Source organism: Streptomyces zingiberis, assembly GCF_012034935.1.
GTDB lineage: Bacteria > Actinomycetota > Actinomycetes > Streptomycetales > Streptomycetaceae > Streptomyces > Streptomyces zingiberis.
On the sequence record NZ_JAATEN010000009.1, the window covers coordinates 1 to 17686 of the forward strand.

At 72.6% G+C, this 17686-nt stretch carries 15 protein-coding genes, 1 pseudogene and 1 riboswitch; of the genes and pseudogenes, 12 read left to right on the forward strand and 4 right to left on the reverse strand.

Annotated features, from left to right (window positions below):
• Nucleotides 1–158 precede the first annotated feature (158 nt).
• From clsA to HCK00_RS13675, 5 genes are all read left to right on the forward strand, one after another.
• A complete protein-coding gene (gene clsA, locus HCK00_RS13655) occupies nt 159–767 on the forward strand; it encodes a cardiolipin synthase ClsA (RefSeq protein WP_168102183.1) in 609 nt (202 codons plus the stop codon).
• 124 nt (nt 768–891) lie between these two features.
• On the forward strand, nt 892–3387 hold the full coding sequence (locus tag HCK00_RS13660; protein WP_168102184.1) for a mannose-1-phosphate guanyltransferase: 2496 nt from the start codon (nt 892–894) through the stop codon (nt 3385–3387).
• A 130-nt stretch (nt 3388–3517) separates the two neighbouring features.
• Nucleotides 3518–4450: a DUF881 domain-containing protein gene (locus tag HCK00_RS13665; protein WP_168102185.1), complete on the forward strand. Its 933-nt coding sequence runs from the start codon at nt 3518–3520 to the stop codon at nt 4448–4450.
• Nucleotides 4447–4779 (forward strand): small basic family protein, encoded by a 333-nt coding sequence (locus tag HCK00_RS13670; RefSeq protein WP_168102186.1) that lies wholly within the window; start codon nt 4447–4449, stop codon nt 4777–4779. The genes HCK00_RS13665 and HCK00_RS13670 overlap by 4 nt, the downstream gene beginning before the upstream one ends.
• 275 nt (nt 4780–5054) lie before the next feature.
• The gene (locus tag HCK00_RS13675; protein WP_375781967.1) at nt 5055–5948 is read left to right on the forward strand and encodes a DUF881 domain-containing protein; all 894 of its coding nucleotides are present in this window, start codon (nt 5055–5057) and stop codon (nt 5946–5948) included.
• A 70-nt stretch (nt 5949–6018) separates the two neighbouring features.
• Here the strand turns inward: HCK00_RS13675 and HCK00_RS28485 are convergent, their stop codons facing one another.
• A complete protein-coding gene (locus HCK00_RS28485) occupies nt 6019–6252 on the reverse strand; it encodes a hypothetical protein (RefSeq protein ID WP_311765329.1) in 234 nt (77 codons plus the stop codon).
• Between HCK00_RS28485 and HCK00_RS13680 the strand changes: the two genes are divergently transcribed.
• From HCK00_RS13680 to HCK00_RS13700, 5 genes are all read left to right on the forward strand, one after another.
• Nucleotides 6163–6927, forward strand: coding sequence for a double zinc ribbon and FHA domain-containing protein (locus HCK00_RS13680; protein ID WP_311765307.1), 765 nt, complete (start codon nt 6163–6165; stop codon nt 6925–6927). The genes HCK00_RS28485 and HCK00_RS13680 overlap by 90 nt on opposite strands.
• A 16-nt stretch (nt 6928–6943) precedes the next feature.
• Nucleotides 6944–7678, forward strand: coding sequence for a transcriptional regulator FtsR (gene ftsR / locus HCK00_RS13685; protein ID WP_168102187.1), 735 nt, complete (start codon nt 6944–6946; stop codon nt 7676–7678).
• A gap of 62 nt (nt 7679–7740) precedes the next feature.
• Nucleotides 7741–8214 (forward strand): bifunctional nuclease family protein, encoded by a 474-nt coding sequence (locus HCK00_RS13690; RefSeq protein WP_030544685.1) that lies wholly within the window; start codon nt 7741–7743, stop codon nt 8212–8214.
• 176 nt (nt 8215–8390) lie between these two features.
• On the forward strand, nt 8391–9002 hold the full coding sequence (locus tag HCK00_RS13695) for a MerR family transcriptional regulator (RefSeq protein ID WP_168102188.1): 612 nt from the start codon (nt 8391–8393) through the stop codon (nt 9000–9002).
• Between the two features lie 72 nt (nt 9003–9074).
• Nucleotides 9075–10628 carry a DNA polymerase IV gene (locus tag HCK00_RS13700; protein ID WP_168102189.1) on the forward strand — a complete coding sequence of 518 codons (1554 nt, stop codon included), beginning with the start codon at nt 9075–9077 and terminating at the stop codon, nt 10626–10628.
• A gap of 149 nt (nt 10629–10777) precedes the next feature.
• On the opposite strand, the pseudogene HCK00_RS28725 reads toward HCK00_RS13700, so the two are convergent.
• Nucleotides 10778–10966 (reverse strand): annotated as a pseudogene (locus HCK00_RS28725) (PRC-barrel domain-containing protein); the annotation flags it as partial.
• A gap of 72 nt (nt 10967–11038) precedes the next feature.
• Nucleotides 11039–11132, forward strand: a riboswitch (glycine riboswitch).
• A 184-nt stretch (nt 11133–11316) separates the two neighbouring features.
• Between HCK00_RS28725 and gcvP the strand changes: the two are divergent.
• A complete protein-coding gene (gene gcvP / locus HCK00_RS13710) occupies nt 11317–14220 on the forward strand; it encodes an aminomethyl-transferring glycine dehydrogenase (RefSeq protein WP_168102190.1) in 2904 nt (967 codons plus the stop codon).
• A 197-nt stretch (nt 14221–14417) separates the two neighbouring features.
• Here gcvP and HCK00_RS13715 read toward each other — a convergent pair whose 3' ends face one another.
• The gene (locus tag HCK00_RS13715; RefSeq protein WP_168102191.1) at nt 14418–14624 is read right to left on the reverse strand and encodes a DUF5999 family protein; all 207 of its coding nucleotides are present in this window, start codon (nt 14622–14624) and stop codon (nt 14418–14420) included.
• 326 nt (nt 14625–14950) lie between these two features.
• Nucleotides 14951–15535, reverse strand: coding sequence for a hypothetical protein (locus HCK00_RS13720; RefSeq protein ID WP_168102192.1), 585 nt, complete (start codon nt 15533–15535; stop codon nt 14951–14953).
• Between the two features lie 500 nt (nt 15536–16035).
• On the opposite strand from HCK00_RS13720, the gene HCK00_RS13725 reads away from it, so the two are divergent.
• Nucleotides 16036–17538, forward strand: a complete 1503-nt coding sequence (locus tag HCK00_RS13725) for a glutamate-cysteine ligase family protein (protein WP_168102193.1) — start codon at nt 16036–16038, stop codon at nt 17536–17538.
• Nucleotides 17539–17686 lie beyond the last annotated feature (148 nt).

The following is a 17686-nucleotide window of genomic DNA, read 5'->3' on the forward strand; positions in this document are numbered from 1 at the left end:
GCCGGTTTTCCCGGGCCTTGACGGCCCGGGAAAACCGGCTTTTTTCATGTCCGCCCTCCGGGGCGCCGTGGCCGTTACCTCCCCCTGTGCCCGGCGTGCGCACACCCGGGTAAGGTCAGGGAGCATCGTCGAATACGTCCTCAAGGGGAGGCCGCGGAGTGGAGGTCCAGGAGACACGGGTCCAGACGGACCGTGTCCTCACCATCCCCAACGTGCTCAGTATGGCGCGCCTGGCCGGCGTGCCCCTCTTCCTGTGGCTGATCCTGCTGCCCGAGTTCGGAGGACCGAAAGCGGATGGGTGGGCGCTGCTGGTCCTGGCGCTCAGCGGGGTCAGCGACTACCTGGACGGCAAGCTCGCCCGGCGCTGGAACCAGATCAGCAACCTGGGCCGGATCCTCGACCCCGCCGCGGACCGGCTGTACATCCTGTCCACGATCGTCGGGCTGACCTGGCGGGGAATCCTCCCCCTCTGGCTGACAGGGGCGCTGCTGGCCCGGGACCTGATACTGCTCGTGATGGTGGGAATCCTCCGCCGGCACGGCTATCCACCGCCCCAGGTCAACTTTCTCGGCAAGGCGGCGACGTTCAACCTCATGTACGCCTTCCCGTTGCTGCTGCTGAGTGACGGAACCGGCTGGCTGCCTCAGCTGGCCGCCATTTTCGGATGGGCCTTCGCGGGATGGGGTACAACTCTCTATTGGTGGGCAGGAACTCTCTATGTGGTCCAGGTCCGCCGACTCGTGAAGGCGGATACAGGTGCCGACTGAGCCTGCCCTGACGCGGTGCACCGGCTGAGCGCGATTTCCCGCGTGCCGGAGCCACGGGTGCATCCGGTGCACCGGACGGCTCGGTCGGTGTGACCGTCGTCTCTTCAAGGAGGACGCTTCCGACATGAAGGCCGTCGTGATGGCCGGCGGCGAAGGTACCCGCCTTCGCCCCATGACCTCAAGCATGCCCAAGCCACTGCTGCCGGTTGCGAACCGGCCGATCATGGAGCATGTACTGAGGCTGCTCAAGCGGCACGGACTGAGCGAGACCGTGGTGACGGTCCAGTTCCTCGCCTCCCTCGTCAAGAATTACTTCGGCGACGGCGAGGAGCTCGGAATGGAGCTCACCTACGCCAACGAGGAGAAGCCCCTCGGTACCGCCGGCAGTGTCAAGAACGCCGAGGAAGCCCTCAAGGACGACGCCTTCCTCGTCATCTCCGGTGACGCCCTCACCGATTTCGACCTCACCGAGCTCATCAATTTCCACCGCGAGAAGGGCGCTCTCGTCACGGTGTGCCTGACCAGGGTGCCGAATCCCCTGGAATTCGGTATCACCATCGTCGACGACGAGGGGAAGGTCGAGCGGTTCCTGGAGAAGCCGACCTGGGGCCAGGTCTTCTCGGACACGGTCAACACCGGCATCTATGTGATGGAGCCGGAGGTGTTCGACTACGTCGAGGCGGACGTCTCGGTGGACTGGTCGGGTGATGTCTTCCCGCAGCTGATGAAGGAAGGCAAGCCCGTTTACGGCTACGTCGCCGAGGGCTACTGGGAGGATGTCGGCACCCACGAGAGCTATGTCAAGGCGCAGGCCGACGTGCTCGAGGGCAAGGTCGACGTGGAGATCGACGGCTTCGAGATCTCCCCCGGGGTATGGGTGGCGGAGGGCGCCGAGGTCCACCCCGACGCGGTGCTGCGCGGGCCCCTCTACGTCGGGGACTACGCCAAGGTCGAGGCCGGCGTCGAGATCCGTGAGCACACGGTGGTCGGATCCAACGTCGTAGTGAAGAGCGGGGCCTTCCTGCACAAGGCCGTGCTGCACGACAACGTCTACATCGGCCAGCAGAGCAACCTCCGGGGCTGCGTCGTCGGCAAGAACACCGACATCATGCGGGCCTCCCGCATCGAGGACGGGGCCGTGATCGGCGACGAGTGCCTCGTCGGCGAAGAATCGATCGTGCAGGGGAATGTCCGGGTCTACCCCTTCAAGACCATCGAGGCCGGTGCTTTCGTCAACACCTCGGTGATCTGGGAGTCGCGCAGCCAGGCCCAGCTTTTCGGGGCCCGCGGTGTCAGCGGCATCCTCAATGTGGAGATCACGCCGGAGCTGGTCGTACGGCTCGCCGGGGCGTACGCGACCACGCTGAAGAAGGGCTCGACGGTCACCACGGCGCGTGACCACTCCCGTGGTGCCCGGGCCCTGAAGCGGGCCGTCATCTCCGCGCTCCAGACCAGCGCCATCGACGTCCGCGACCTGGAGAACGTCCCCCTGCCCGTGGCCCGCCAGCAGACCGCGCGCGGCAGCGCCGGCGGCATCATGATCCGTACCTCGCCAGGTGTCCCGGACTCCGTCGACATCATGTTCTTCGACGAGCGGGGCGCGGATCTCTCGCAGGCCGGGCAGCGCAAGCTGGACCGCGTCTACGCCCGTCAGGAGTACCGGCGGGCGTTCCCCGGGGAGATCGGGGACCTTCGCTTCCCGGCGAGCGTCTTCGACGCGTACACCGGTTCCCTGCTGCGCGCCGTCGACACCACCGGGGTGGAGGAGGCGGGGCTGAAGATCGTGATCGACGCCTCCAACGGCAGCGCCGGGCTGGTCCTGCCCAGCCTGCTGGGCCGGCTGGGCGTGGACGCCCTGACCATCAACCCCGGTCTGGACGAGTCGCGCCCCACGGAGACGGCGGACGCGCGCCGTGCCGGGCTGGTGCGGCTGGGGGAGATCGTCTCCTCGGCCCGCGCCGCGTTCGGTGTGCGCTTCGACCCCATCGGTGAGCGGCTGTCGCTCGTCGACGAGCGGGGGCGGATCATCGAGGACGACCGGGCCCTGCTGGTCATGCTCGACCTGGTCGCCGCTGAGCGGCGCAGCGGCCGGGTGGCCCTCCCCGTGACCACCACCCGGATCGCCGAGCAGGTGGCCGCCTACCACGGCACCCAGGTGGAGTGGACCACGACCTCCCCGGACGATCTGACCCGGGTCAGCCGTTCCGAATCCTCGGTCTTCGGCGGGGACGGCAAGGGCGGCTTCATCGTGCCGGAGTTCAGCAGTGTCTTCGACGGCACGGCGGCCTTCGTCCGGTTGATCGCACTGGTGGCCCGCACCCAGCTGACCCTCAGCCAGATCGACGCGCGCATCCCGCGGGCCCATGTCTCCCGCCGTGACATCGCGACCCCCTGGGCGGTGAAGGGGCTCGTCATGCGCACCGTGGTGGAGGCCGCGGGAGACCGGCAGGTGGACACCACCGACGGTGTCCGCGTGGTGGAGGCCGACGGCCGCTGGGTCATGGTCCTGCCCGACCCGGCCGAGGCGGTCACCCATCTCTGGGCCGAGGGCCCGGACGACGCCTCCGCGCAGGCCCTGCTGGACGAGTGGGCCGCGGTGGTCGACAGCGCCGGCCGCTGAGCCGTCCCGGCCCCCGGCGGGACCCGCCGGGGGCCGGGGGCCGGTCCGCCGGCCGATGGCGGACCGGCCTACGGCCCCGTAACGGAGGGCCCGTTCGGAGCCGCCGCCGCGACGTGCGACGATGTGCGGCATGTCGCAGCACCCCCCTGATCGGAGTACGCCCGCGCGCCGTTCCCGTCCCGATGCCTCCATGTCGCTGCTGACGAATGTGACGGAACACAGCCTGGACGACGGTTACGCCGAGTCGGCCGCACGGCGTGAGGCCGGGGGGACCACCGGGCTGCCGAAGAGCCTGCGGGCGCGGCTCGGCCTCGCGGCCGGTCTGGCGCTCGTGGCGGCCGTCGTCACCGTCGGCGCCGCCCAGGCTCGGGTCGAGGCGCCGGTGCGGGCGAAGGAACGCGAGGGGCTGATCCAGCGGATCCAGGACGGCACCGACCGCACCGACGGGCTGGAGTCGACCGTCGAGGCGCTGCGCCGGGAGGTCGGGGAGAAGCAGCAGGAGGCCCTGCGCCGGCACGGGGGCGGGCGAGGGGAGCTGACGTCGCTGCTGGCCGGGGCGACGCCGGTGAGCGGGCCGGGGGTGAAGTTCGTCGTGGACGACGCCGGGCCCGCCGACGGCGGCACCGGCGGCCCCCGCGGCAGCAGCAGTTTCTCCGACAGCGGCCGGGTCCGGGACCGGGACATGCAGCGGGTGGTCAACGGTCTGTGGGGGGCGGGCGCGGAAGCGGTCTCCGTCAACGGCCAGCGGCTCACCTCCGTCTCGGCGATCAGGCGGGCCGGGGAGGCGATACTGGTCGACAACAGGCCGCTGGCGCCGCCCTACACGGTGCTCGCGGTGGGCGACGGGAAGCGGCTGAGCAGTGAATTCCGCTCGAGTGCGGACGGGGCGTACCTCGCGGTGCTGGAGAAGAACTACGGGATCCGGGTCAGCGTCTCGGTGCAGGAGAAGGTCGAACTCCCGGCCGCGCCGAGCCTGATCATCCGCATCGCCGAGCCGCTGGGCGCGGACGGCGCGGGGAAGAGCGCCGGCGCCACCGAAGACACAGGGAAGGGCATATCGTGATCGCCGTACTGGGCCTCGTCGTGGGAGTCGCGGTCGGACTGCTGGTCCGGCCCGAGGTGCCGGCGGTGGTGGAGCCGTACCTCCCGATCGCCGTGGTGGCCGCGCTCGACGCGGTGTTCGGCGGTCTGCGGTCGATGCTGGACGGCATCTTCGACGACAAGGTCTTCGTGGTGTCCTTCCTGTCCAACGTGGTGGTGGCCGCGCTGATCGTCTTCCTGGGCGACCAGCTCGGCGTCGGCTCGCAGCTCTCCACCGGCGTCGTGGTGGTGCTGGGCATCCGGATCTTCTCCAACGCGGCCGCCATCCGCCGTCACGTCTTCCGGGCGTGAGGCCGGTGAACGACGAGCGCGGGGACGAGAACGTGAGCGGGTACGGCGACGGCGGCCGTGGCGGGAAACCGCCCGGCTTGGCGGGGAGCGTCCCGCCCCGCCACGGGAACGAGCGCGAGGACGCGCCGCGCGGGGAGAGGGCCACACCGCCCGTGCCCGGGGGCACCTGGCCCCGGCTGGGCGGCCCGCGCCCGGAACGGCGGCCGCTCCCGGCGGAGGCGGAGGCGGAGGCGGAGTCCCGGCCGGGAACCGGCCACCCGGCGCCCGGCCGGCCGTTGCCTCCGCGCGCCCACGCGCGGCCTGCCGGGACGGCCGGGCAGGCCGGGACGGAGGCGTCCGGCCCACCGACCGGGGCCGGGGGACCGGAGATCCCGGAGGGCGGCGCGGAACTCCCGGGTACCCCGTCCGCGGCCGCCGGCCGCGCCGGGGAGGACGGGGCCGGTGGCGGCCTCACCGGGCGGCAGCGGCTGCGCGCGGCGCTGTGGCCGCCCCGGATCAGCCGCAATCAGCTCATCATGGCGCTGCTCCTGTTCGTCCTGGGGCTGGGACTGGCGATCCAGGTCCGCTCCACCAATGACGCGAGCGTCCTCCGCGGTGCCCGCCAGGAGGACCTCGTCCGCATCCTCGACGAGGTGGACGACCAGACGAAGCGGCTGCAGGAGGAGAAACGGCGACTGGAGGAGCAGCGCACCGAGCTGGAGACCAGCTCCGACCAGGCCGAGGAGGCGCGTCGGCAGACGGAGCAGCGGAGGCAGCAACTGGGCGTGCTGGCCGGGACGGTGGCCGCCCAGGGACCGGGGCTCTCCATCACCGTCGGCGCGCCGCGGGGCGGCGTGGACGGTGACCGCCTGCTCGACGCCGTCCAGGAGCTGCGGGCCGCCGGCGCCGAGGCGATCCAGATCAACGAGGTCCGGATCGTGGCGGACACCTACTTCGCCCAGGACGGCGACCGGGTGCGGATCGACGGCCGGCGGGTGTCCCAGCCCTTCCGGATCCTGGCGATCGGGGACCCCCAGGACCTGGAGCCGGCCCTGAACATCCCGGGCGGTGTCGTGCAGAGCCTGGAGAAGGAGCAGGCCACGGTGGATGTCAGCGCCGAGGAGAAGATCGTCGTGGACGCCTTGCGGCCGGAGGATCGGCCTGACTACGCTCGGTCGTCGTCGCCGTGAGAGGCGGCCGGGCGCCGGAGCGCGGGCGGCGCGCGCGAGGGACACCCCGGGTGCCCGGGGTTACGGGGGGTCATGGCATCACGAAGGTGGTGCGTGGTGGAAACTGTCTGGTGCGCACGGACGTTGTCTTCACGTCCGCAGCGGCACGGATGAAGTGCAGCGAGGTTGCGTCCTGCCCCACGGGCGGGTCTGTTTCGGTCAAGGGGAATCGCCCGTGAAGTTGTTCGGGAAGTTGTTCGGCAAGAGCGCCCGCGAAGAGGGCGGCCGGCACCGCGCCGACCGCCCCGAGGAGGGCGTCGCGCACCAGGGAGAGCGGCCGCTCTTCCGGGATGAGGTGGAGGGCGGGGGTGGACCCGGCGCGTCCGCTGTTGACCCTGCGGCGTCAGGCCGCATAGGTTCGGCAGCCCAGCCCCCCGGTGGGCCGTCGCAGCAGGAGGGGCAGCCCATGTCGGCTCTGCCGGTTTGCCAGAGGTGCGGGCACCGGAACGCCGAGGACAGCCGGTTCTGCTCCAACTGTGGCGCGCCGTTGCGCACCGCGCCCTCGGAGCGCCCCTCGGAGACCACCTCCACCATCTCGATCTCGGGGCTGGAGGCCTACGAGGCGGAGGCGACGGGCCAGACCGCGCCCCCGCTGTCCGCGGAGGCCCAGGCCGCCGTGGACGACCTGCCGCACGGCTCGGCGCTGCTGGTCGTCCGGCGTGGTCCCAACTCGGGCAGCCGGTTCCTGCTGGACGGTGACCTCACCACCGCGGGCCGTCATCCGCAGGGTGACATCTTCCTGGACGACGTGACGGTCTCCCGCCGCCATGTGGAGTTCCGGCGCGCCGCGGACGGGTCCTTCACGGTCGCCGACGTCGGCAGTCTCAACGGCACCTACGTCAACCGGGAGCGCATCGACTCGGTGCCGCTGGCCAACGGTGACGAGGTGCAGATCGGCAAGTACCGCCTGGTCTTCTACGCGAGCCAGCGGAGCCTCTGACCACGGGGGAAGGCCCATGGCCCAGTCATCGCGGGGCGGCGCCGGGTCCGGTGCCGCCCCCGGGGACCGGTTGCTCGGGATCGGCAGGGTGCTGGGCCTGCTCCGGGAGGAGTTCCCGGAGATCACCGTCTCCAAGATCCGCTTTCTGGAGGCGGAGGGGCTGGTGGAGCCCCGGCGCACGCCCTCCGGCTACCGGAAGTTCTGCCCGGCCGATGTCGAGCGGCTGGCCCGGGTGCTGCGGATGCAACGTGACCATTACCTGCCACTGAAGGTCATCCGGGAGCACCTCGACGCCCTGGAGCGGGGTGAACGGCCCGGTGTCCCCGCCCCGGGGGCCCCCGCCGACCCCCTGGAGGCGGTGCTGGAGCACGCTGAGCCGGCGCCGGCCCGCGTCGACCGTGAACGGCTGCTGGCCGAGACCGGCGCGACCGAGGACGAACTCGCCGCGTGGGAGTCCTACGGCCTGCTCACCCGCGGGGAGGGCGGAGCGTACGGCCCGGACGCGGTCACCGTCGCCCGGCTCCTCGGCGAGCTGGGCCGCTTCGGGCTGGAACCCCGCCATCTGCGCGTGATGAAGGCCGCCGCGGACCGTGAGGCCGGTCTCGTCGAGCAGGTCGTCGCCCCGCTGCGGCGGCACCGGAACCCGCAGACCCGGGCCCACGCCGAGTCCACCGCGCGCGAGCTGGCGACGCTCTCGCTGCGGCTGCACGCCGCCCTGGTCCAGGCGTCGCTGGGCGTGCGGCTGCGCTGAGGATGCGCTTCGCCGGGGTGCCCGACTACCCAAAACGGCCGGGCAGGTCCTAGGGTTGCTGTGTGAACGAGCTCGACGTTGTGGGTGTCCGGGTGGAAATGCCCTCCAACCAGCCGATCGTGCTCCTGCGTGAGGTGGGAGGCGACCGGTACCTGCCCATCTGGATCGGACCGGGCGAGGCGACCGCGATCGCCTTCGCCCAGCAGGGCATGGCCCCCGCCCGGCCGCTGACGCACGACCTGTTCAAGGACGTGCTGGAGGCGGTGGGCCAGGAGCTGACCCAGGTCCGGATCACCGACCTGCGCGAGGGCGTCTTCTACGCGGAGCTGGTCTTCGCGAGCGGTGTCGAGGTGAGTGCCCGCCCGTCCGACGCCATAGCGCTCGCCCTGCGCACCGGGACCCCGATCTACGGCAGTGACGGCGTGCTGGACGACGCCGGCATCGCCATCCCGGACGAGCAGGAGGACGAGGTGGAGAAGTTCCGCGAGTTCCTCGACCAGATCTCGCCGGAGGACTTCGGCACGAGCAATCAGTAGCCGGCCAGGAGCCGCTCCGCGGCTCGGCCGCCGCATCCGCTGAGCCGTTCCCCGGCCGTGGTCACGGGAAACCCCTCTCAGGGTGATTATCACTCGGCGTGCCGAGCGCGGCGATCGTTGACGCACCCCGGGTGACTGCCTACCGTCGACAAGGCAGGTCAAGGACGGAGGTCGGCGTGAGCAGCACCGGCGACGGTACAGCGGCGGGCAGTCCCCTTCCGCTCCACGGGGGTGGCGCCGCTCCCGTCCAGAAGACCAACAGGACGGAATCGGCGGCGCCCCCCGCCCGGGCTTCCACGGTCATCGGGTACCGGGGCCCCACGGCCTGCGCGGCCGCGGGCATCACATACCGGCAGCTCGACTACTGGGCCCGCACGGGGCTGGTGGAGCCGAGCGTGCGTCCCGCGCAGGGGTCGGGCACCCAGCGCCTCTACAGCACCGAGGACGTGGTGGTCCTCAAGATCGTCAAGCGGTTCCTCGACACCGGGGTCTCCCTGCAGAACATCCGTGCCGCCGTCCGCCATCTGCGCACCCGCGACCGCGCGGATCTCGCCAGGATGACGCTGATGAGCGACGGCGCGACGGTGCACGAGTGTTCCTCCCCGGACGAGGTCGTCGGGCTGCTGCAGGGCGGGCACGGCATGTTCGGCATCGCCGTCGGCGTGGTCTGGCGGGACGTGGAGGCGGCCCTGTCCCAGTTGCACGGGGAACGGGTCGACACCGGGGAGACCCTCGTCGGCCACCACCCCGGTGACGAGCTGGCCCGCCGCCGCAACCGGGCCGGCTGAGCCGGCGCGCCGCGGACCCGCCGCGGGTCCCCTGCCCCCGCGCTGTCGGTCGCGTAGGGCAGCATCGGTCCCGTGAGACCCGTACCGTCGATCCTCCACCTGGACATGGACGCCTTCTACGCCTCGGCGGAGCAGGCGTCCAAGCCCAGCCTGCGCGGCAAGGCCGTGATCGTGGGCGGGCTGGGGCCGCGGGGCGTGGTCGCCACCGCCTCCTACGAGGCCCGGGTCTTCGGGGTGCACTCCGCCATGTCGACGGCCCAGGCCCGACGGCTCTGTCCGCACGCCGCCTATCTGACCCCCCGTTTCAGCCTGTACCGCCAGGTGAGCGAGGTGGTGATGCAGATGTTGCGGGAACTGTCGCCGCTGGTGGAGCCGCTCAGCCTGGACGAGGCGTTCGTGGACCTGGCCGCGGGCCCCGCGCCGCCCGCCTCGGCCGCCGAGGCGCGGGCGACGGGTGAGCGCTTGCGGGCGGCTCTCCTGGAGGCGACCACACTCACCGCCTCGGTGGGCCTGGCCGCGTCCAAGATGCTGGCCAAGACGGCCTCCGAACAGGCCAAGCCGGACGGTCTGGTGGTCATCGAACCGGGCACCGAGCGGGAGCTGCTCGCGCCGATGCCGGTCCGCGCGCTGCCGGGGGTGGGGCCCGCCACGGCCGAGCAGCTCCGCCGGTCCGGCATCCACACCGTGGCCGAGGCGGCCGAGGCGGGTGAGGCGGAGCTGGTGCGGTTGCTGGGCAAGGCGCACGGCACCTCGGTGCACGCCCTCGCCACCGGGCAGGACGACCGGCCCGTCGTCGCCGAGCGGGAGGGCAAATCCATATCGGTGGAGGACACCTTCGACGTCGACCTGCACGACCGGACCCGGGTCCGCGCCGAGGTGGTCCGGCTGGCCGGGCGCTGCGTGGACCGGCTCCGGGCGGCCGGCCGGTCGGGGCGTACGGTCGTGCTCAAGGTCCGGCGGTACGACTTCTCGACCCTGACCCGTTCGGAGACGCTGCGGGGGCCCACCGACGACCCGGCCGTGGTCCGGGAGGCGGCCGTGCGGCTGCTGGACGGTGTGGACACCACCGGCGGGGTGCGGCTGCTCGGCGTCGGCGTCAGCGGTCTCGCGGACTTCACCCAGGAGGATCTCTTCGCCCAGGCCGGGCCCGCGGGTACCGGGCCCGTGACCGCGGCCGGTTCCCGGGAGGCGGGCGGTGAGGAGGCGGGGACCCGCCCGGATCCGTCCGGAGCGGCGCCCGGCGCCGTGGGCGCGCCGGGAGGGCCCGGTGCGGGGGAGCGGAAGTGGCGGCCCGGCCAGGACGTCCGGCACGGGGTGTACGGGGCGGGATGGGTCCAGGGCAGCGGCCTGGGCAGGGTCACCGTCCGCTTCGAACAGCCGTGGTCGGCCCCGGGGCGGGTACGCACGCTCCGGGGGGACGACCCCCTCCTGGAGCCGGCCGACCCGCCGCCGCTGGTGCGTCCGGCCGGTGGTCAGCCGCCGGGACCGGTGGCCCGGCCGGTCCCCCCGCCGCTCTCCGGGCCGCCCCCGGAGCCGCCCACGGGGCCCGGCGAGCCGCGTCCGGCGGCCGGGGGACCGTCCTCGCCCTCCTCGTCCCCGTCGGGCAGTTCGGCCTCCAGCCCGTAGTGGTGGTAGAGCTGGATCTCCTGCTCCGGCGAGAGGTGGCGGCCCACTGCGAAATCCGGGGCGCAGCGGATCAGCGACCGGGGGTAAGGCACGCGCAGCACGCCGCCGGTGAACTCGCTGGGGTCCAGCGGCACGAAGGCGTCCCGGCCGAACAGGCCCGTGCGGACGGCCGCCCACGCGGGCTGCCCGGTGATGTCGTCGAGGTAGACCTCGTCGATGGTGCCGATCTTCGTTCCGTCGCGGCCGACGGCCTTGCGGCCGATGAGGCTCCGCGGGTCGATCCCCGGCTGCACGGTCCCTCCCGGTACTCGGTGGCTCCTCTCGGTCCCTGGACCCACGTAAAGCCAGATCCGGCGCGGTGGCCACTCGGGGCCGCCCCCGGACCCCGCTGGTAGGCTGAACGGGACCGCCGAACCCGCGCGGGAGAGTCCTCCGCCCCGCCGGAGGCGCCGAAGGAGCAAACCCTCCCCGGAATCTCTCAGGCACCCGTACCGCACGGACGAGGTCACTCTGGAAAGCAGGGCGGGCGCCGGGCCGCGGCCCGGGCACCCGCCCTCACCGACGGTGAAAGCCGGACGCCCATCGGGAATCCGGCGAAGCTCTCAGGTCGACGACAGAGGGGGAGGCCCACGGGGTACCCGAGAAGGGTGTCCCTCGAAGGTCCGCGCCGACCAGGAGGCCTCCCCAGATGACCGAGACGCCCGCCACCCGCACACCGCTCGCCCGGCTGGAACGCGGCACCCCGTTCGCGCGGCGCCACATCGGCCCCGGGGACGAAGCTCTGGACAAGATGCTCGCCCAGGTCGGTTACGGCTCGCTGGACGAGCTCACGGCCGCCGCCGTCCCCGAGGTGATCAGGACCACCGGGGCACTGTCGCTGCCCGAGGCGCGCGGCGAGGCCGAGGTGCTGGCGGAACTCCGCGAGCTGGCCGGCCGCAACCAGGTCCTCACGTCCATGATCGGCCTCGGCTACCACGGCACGTTCACGCCGCCGGTGATCCTGCGGAACGTCCTGGAGAACCCCGCCTGGTACACGGCGTACACCCCGTACCAGCCGGAGATCTCGCAGGGCCGGCTGGAGGCGCTGCTCAACTTCCAGACGCTCGTCGCGGACCTCACCGGCCTGCCGACCGCGGGGGCGTCCCTGCTGGACGAGTCCACCGCCGCCGCCGAGGCGATGGCGCTCTCCCGGCGCGTCGGAAAGGTCAAGGACGGGGTCTTCCTGGTCGACGCCGACTGCCTGCCGCAGACCCTCGCCGTGCTGCGGACCCGGGCCGAGCCCACCGGTGTCGAGATCGTCACCGCCGACCTCGGCGCCGGTATCCCCGACGAGGTCGCCGAACGAGGCGTCTTCGGTGTGCTGCTGCAGTACCCCGGCGCCTCCGGGCGGATCACGGACCCGCGCACCGTGATCGAACGGGCGCACGAACTGGGTGCCGTCGTCACCGTCGCCGCCGACCTGCTCGCCCTCACCCTGCTCACCTCGCCCGGGGAACTCGGCGCGGACATCGCCGTCGGTTCCACCCAGCGGTTCGGCGTGCCGATGGGCTTCGGCGGGCCGCACGCCGGCTACATGTCCGTGCGCGACTCCTACGCCCGCAACCTGCCCGGGCGGCTGGTCGGCGTCTCCGTCGACGCGGATGGCGAGCCCGCCTACCGGCTCGCCTTGCAGACCCGTGAGCAGCACATCCGCCGCGAGAAGGCCACCAGCAACATCTGCACCGCCCAGGTACTGCTCGCCGTGATGGCCGGGATGTACGCCGTCCACCACGGGCCGGACGGCCTGGCCGCCATCGCCCGCCGGGCCCACCGTTACGCGGCGGTGCTCGCCGAAGGGCTGCGGGCCGGCGGCGTCGAGATCGTGCACGGCGCCTTCTTCGACACGGTGACGGCCCGGGTGCCCGGACGGGCCGCCGAGGTCGTCGCCGCCGCCCGGGACGCCGGGGTCAACCTGCGGCTCACGGACCCGGACCACGTGGGCATCGCCTGTGACGAGACCACCACCCGGGAGCACCTGGCCGTCGTCTGGTCCGCGTTCGGTGTCCCGGCCGGTGCCTCCTCCGTCCCGGAACTGGACACCGCCGCGGCCGACGCGCTGCCCGGCGGTCTGCTGCGCGCCGACCCCTACCTGACCCACCCCGTCTTCCACGCCTACCGCTCCGAGACGGCCATGCTGCGCTACCTGCGCCGGCTCGCCGACCGGGACTACGCGCTGGACCGCGGGATGATCCCGCTCGGCTCCTGCACGATGAAGCTCAACGCGACCACCGAGATGGAGCCGGTCACCTGGCCCGGCTTCGGCGCCCTGCACCCCTTCGCCCCGGTGGAGCAGGCCGAGGGCTATCTCACCCTCATCCGTGAGCTGGAGGAGCGGCTGGCCGAGGTCACCGGCTACGACAAGGTCTCCCTCCAGCCGAACGCCGGCTCCCAGGGCGAGCTGGCGGGACTGCTCGCGGTCCGCGCCTACCACCGGTCACGGGGCGAGGAGCGGCGCACGGTCTGCCTCATCCCGTCCTCCGCGCACGGCACCAACGCGGCCAGCGCGGTGATGGCCGGCATGCGGGTCGTCGTGGTGAAGACCGCGGAGAACGGTGAGGTGGACGCCGGGGACCTGCGGGCCAAGATCGAGGCTCACGGCGACGAACTGGCCGTGCTCATGGTCACCTACCCCTCGACCCACGGCGTGTTCGAGGAGCACATCGGGGAGATCTGCGCCGCCGTGCACGACGCCGGCGGTCAGGTCTACGTGGACGGCGCCAACCTCAACGCGCTGGTCGGGCTCGCGGACCCGGGGCGCTTCGGCGGCGACGTCTCCCACCTCAACCTGCACAAGACGTTCTGCATCCCGCACGGTGGCGGCGGCCCCGGCGTGGGCCCGGTCGCCGTCCGCGCGCACCTCGCCCCGTACCTGCCGAACCACCCGCTGCAGCCCGCCGCCGGACCGGAGACCGGGGTGGGCCCGGTGTCGGCGGCCCCCTGGGGCTCGGCGGGCATCCTCCCGATCTCCTGGGCGTACATCCGGCTGATGGGAGCCGAGGGGCTGCGCCGGGCCACCCAGGTGGCGGTCCTCAGCGCCAACTACGTCGCGAAGCGGCTGGAGCCGCACTACCCGGTGCTCTACACCGGCCCGGCGGGGCTCGTGGCACACGAGTGCATCGTGGACCTGCGGCCGCTGACCAAGGCCACCGGGGTGACGGTGGACGACGTCGCCAAGCGGCTGATCGACTACGGGTTCCACGCGCCCACCATGTCCTTCCCGGTGGCCGGCACGCTGATGATCGAGCCCACCGAGAGCGAGGACCTCGCCGAACTCGACCGCTTCTGCGAGGCGATGATCGCCATCCGCGGGGAGATCGAGCAGGTGGCCTCGGGGGAGTGGCCCGTCGAGGGCAGCCCGCTGCGGAACGCGCCGCACACCGCGGCAACGCTCACGGGGGAGTGGGAGCACCCCTACGACCGGCGGACGGCCGTATTCCCGTCCGGGGTCGGGGCGGCGGACAAGTACTGGCCGCCGGTGCGGCGGATCAACAGTGCCTACGGTGACCGCAACCTCGTCTGCTCCTGCCCCCCTCTGGAGGCGTACGACTCCTGAGCCGGGCCGGCGGCCAGGGGGCGGGAGGCGTGCCGTGGCCGGTCCGTCCCCCGGCCGGGCCCTGCCCGGGCCCGTACCGTCCGGGCCGGGTGGCACGCGGGCGTGGACATGAGCGGGGCCGGTCCGGCGGTGCGCCGGGCCGGCCCTGTGATCTTCCGTGACCCCGGGGCGGTTCCGTGCCTGCCCCGGGCCGGCCGTCAGGCCGCCGTGGTCACCTGACCACCGGCCGGTGGTCGGTGCGGGGCGATGATCTGCCCGTCGGGCAGCAGTTCACCGGTGTCCTCGAAGAGCAGGACGCCGTTGCACAGCAGGCTCCAGCCCTGCTCGGGGTGGTGTGCCACCAGGACGGCGGCCTCCCGGTCGGCTGAGTCGGCTGTCGGGCACGGTGAGGGGTGCTGGCACATGGGTGGGATCTTCCGCTGTGGTGTGGTGGTTCTCGTGCGGTGTCGCGTATGGTCCATCGTCGTTCCCCCGTGTCGGTCGTCCGGTTTCAGTGTCGCGTGCGGAGGAGGATTCCGCAGTGGTTTCCGCCCACCCGGATGGCGTGGTGGGTGACCCACCACTCTTGCGGACGGTCGCTGTCAAGAGGACGGCCCCTTCGGATGGTTCGCCATGGCCGGAGCGGACTAGTCCGGTCGGGGGTCCGAGGGCCGGCGCGCCGGGGCGGCGCACAACGGCGCGCCCCGCGGCGGGTGGCCGCGGGGCGCGTACGGTGTGCCGGGGCGGTGGGTCAGGCCGCCGATCCCGCCAGCGGGACCACCGGACCCAGCCGCAGGGTGAGGACGGGCAGCAGGTCGGAGACCCGGTGCGGGCGGTGCGCGGCGATGCCCGGGGGCGCCGGGGCGAGCGGGATCAGCAGGTCCTCGGGGTCGGGCCGGCCCGTCGCGGGGTCGGCCGTGGTGTCGCCGTGCAGCCAGAGGGTGAGCATGTACAGCTCCGGCACCGACAGCAGGCGCGGCTGGTGGGGGACCGGCAGCGCGTCGGCCTGGCGCAGGGCGTGCTCGGTGGAGGAGAGGTAGGGGCCCCCGAAGAAGCGGGAGGAGACCCAGCCGTCGGGGGTGTGCGCCGTCTCCACGGCGGCCACGGTGCGCCCGCCGCCGCGGATCAGGAAGCGCCAGCCGGTCAGCCGGACCCGCGGGCCGTCCGGCTCATTGATGCCCTCCATGACGTGGACGGGCAGCGGCGATTCGGGAGCGAGCGGACCGGGGTGGACGCGGAGGGCGGGGGTGACGGCGCGGGCGGCGGCCGGGGAACCGAGGGCCGCGAGGGCGCTGGCCCGCGCGGGTCCCGGTGCCGGGGAGGAAAGCAGCGGCATGATGGGTCGCCTCTCACTGGGGGAGACACGGGAGGACTGGGCACGTGCGGACGGCGATGTCAGCATGCGGGTCAGAGGTGAGGGCCGGAGACGAAATGCCGGCGCACGTACTCTCTGCCCGCGTAAGAGGAGTTTATACGGACAGTGTTCACGGCACGTTTCGGCTAGCCGACGTCCGTATTACGGGCAAGGCGCAAACCGGCCCGGCGGTCCGGGCGCTTTCCCACCGTTCTGTCCCGGCCGGGAAAGCGGTGGCCTCGGGTGGCAGCGCCTATGGGGTCGGCCGGAACCCGCCGGTGTTTTCCGCCACATCATTGCCCATCGCGGTGTTCTCCCGCTGCCCGGTGGCTGTTCCGCGCACAGCTCCCTCGTTATGCCGAAGGAAAGTGCCCCTCGGGTGTACGGGGCATCCTAGCGGGCAGATGCTGTCCGCCGGGGCGTGACGCCACGGCCCGGCCGGGCCGTGCCCCGGCCCCGGTGCACCGGAGGAGGAACCCCCGATGGGTGAGAAGGTCGAGGCGGACGGGTTCGACCTGGCCGATCCGCAGCGATACCGCAGCAAACTGCACCAGTGTCTGGAGGGACTCGGGCGGTTGCTGGAGGAGAAGAGGTTCGACCGCCCCAAGAATCTCATGGGGGTGGAGATCGAGCTGAATCTCGCAGGGGACGACGGGATGCCCCGCATGCTCAATGCCGAAGTTCTGGAACGCATCCGCAGCGGTGATTTCCAGGAGGAGCTGGGACAGTTCAATCTCGAAGTGAACATCGTGCCGCACCGGCTGTCGGGACGGGTACTCGACCAGCTCGCCGAGGAGATCCGTACCGCCCTCTCCTATGCCGACGGCAAAGCACGGGAAGTGGACGCGGGGATCGTCATGGTGGGAATTCTGCCGACGCTCGCCGGTCCGGACCTCGTCTCGGCGAACCTCTCGGACGCCCACCGCTACACGCTGCTCAACGACCGCATCCTGGCCGCGCGGGGCGAGAACCTCGAACTCGACATCGAGGGGGTGGAGCGCCTCCACTACACCAGTGCCTCCATCGCCCCCGAAGCCGCCTGCACCTCCGTGCAGCTCCATCTGCAGGTGACGCCGGCCCGGTTCGCCGCGGTCTGGAACGCCTCCCAGGCGGTGGCGGCGGCGCAGATCGCCGTGGGCGCCAACTCGCCCTTCCTCTTCGGGCGTGAGCTGTGGCGGGAGTCCCGGCCACCGCTGTTCCAGCAGTCCACGGACACCCGCGCCCCGGAACTCAAGGCGCAGGGTGTACGCCCGCGCACCTGGTTCGGCGAACGCTGGATCGAGTCGGCGTACGACCTCTTCGAGGAGAACGTGCGCTACTTCCCCCCGCTGCTGCCGGTGTGCCACGACGAGGACCCGCTCAAGGCGCTCGACGAGGGCGGGGTGCCCGGCCTCCACGAGCTGATGCTGCACAACGGCACCATCTACCGCTGGAACCGGCCCGTGTACGACGTGGCCGACGGCGTCCCCCACCTGCGGGTGGAGAACCGCGTGCTGCCCGCCGGGCCGACCGTCGACGACGTCATCGCCAACGCGGCCTTCTACTACGGTCTGGTCCGGGCCCTCGCCGACGAGAGCCGCCCGGTGTGGACCAGGCTCGCCTTCGACGACGCGGCGTGGAACTTCGAGACCGCCTGCCGCCACGGCATCGACGCCACCCTGCGCTGGCCCCGGGCCGGCCGGTCCGGCGCGGTCGAGGAGGTGCCCGCGACGCGTCTGGTCCGCGAGGAACTGCTGCCGCTGGCGGCCGCGGGCCTGGACGCCTGGGACGTGGAACCCGCCGACCGCGACCACTATCTCGGCATCATCGAGGAGCGCTGCCGGCGACGGGTGAACGGCGCCTCCTGGCAGGCCGAGGCGTTCCGCCAGGCGCGTGAGCGCGGACTGGACCGGCAGACCGCGCTGGCCGCCACCACCCGCCGCTACGCGGAGCTGGCCCGCTCCGGGCAACCGGTGCACAGCTGGCCGGCGGACCTGCCGGAGTGAGGCAGGCCCCGGCGCGCTTGGTGACCCCGGCGTTCCGGGGGACGGCGGACATCCGGGGACGCCCCTGCCGTACGGGCGCGCGCCCACGGGGGGCGTGCCGCCCCCTGCCCCGTCCGCCACCCCGCCCGGTGACCGTCCCTCCGCCCGT

Bases quoted from the DNA above. Each gene is read 5' to 3' on its own strand.
- HCK00_RS13660 (WP_168102184.1), top strand. From the start codon at position 892: ATGAAGGCCGTCGTGATGGCCGGCGGCGAAGGTACCCGCCTTCGCCCC.
- HCK00_RS13665 (WP_168102185.1), top strand. From the start codon at position 3,518: ATGTCGCAGCACCCCCCTGATCGGAGTACGCCCGCGCGCCGTTCCCGT.
- ftsR (WP_168102187.1), top strand. From the start codon at position 6,944: ATGGCCCAGTCATCGCGGGGCGGCGCCGGGTCCGGTGCCGCCCCCGGG.
- gcvP (WP_168102190.1), top strand. From the start codon at position 11,317: ATGACCGAGACGCCCGCCACCCGCACACCGCTCGCCCGGCTGGAACGC.
- HCK00_RS13715 (WP_168102191.1), bottom strand. From the start codon at position 14,624: ATGTGCCAGCACCCCTCACCGTGCCCGACAGCCGACTCAGCCGACCGG.
- HCK00_RS13720 (WP_168102192.1), bottom strand. From the start codon at position 15,535: ATGCCGCTGCTTTCCTCCCCGGCACCGGGACCCGCGCGGGCCAGCGCC.
- HCK00_RS13725 (WP_168102193.1), top strand. From the start codon at position 16,036: ATGGGTGAGAAGGTCGAGGCGGACGGGTTCGACCTGGCCGATCCGCAG.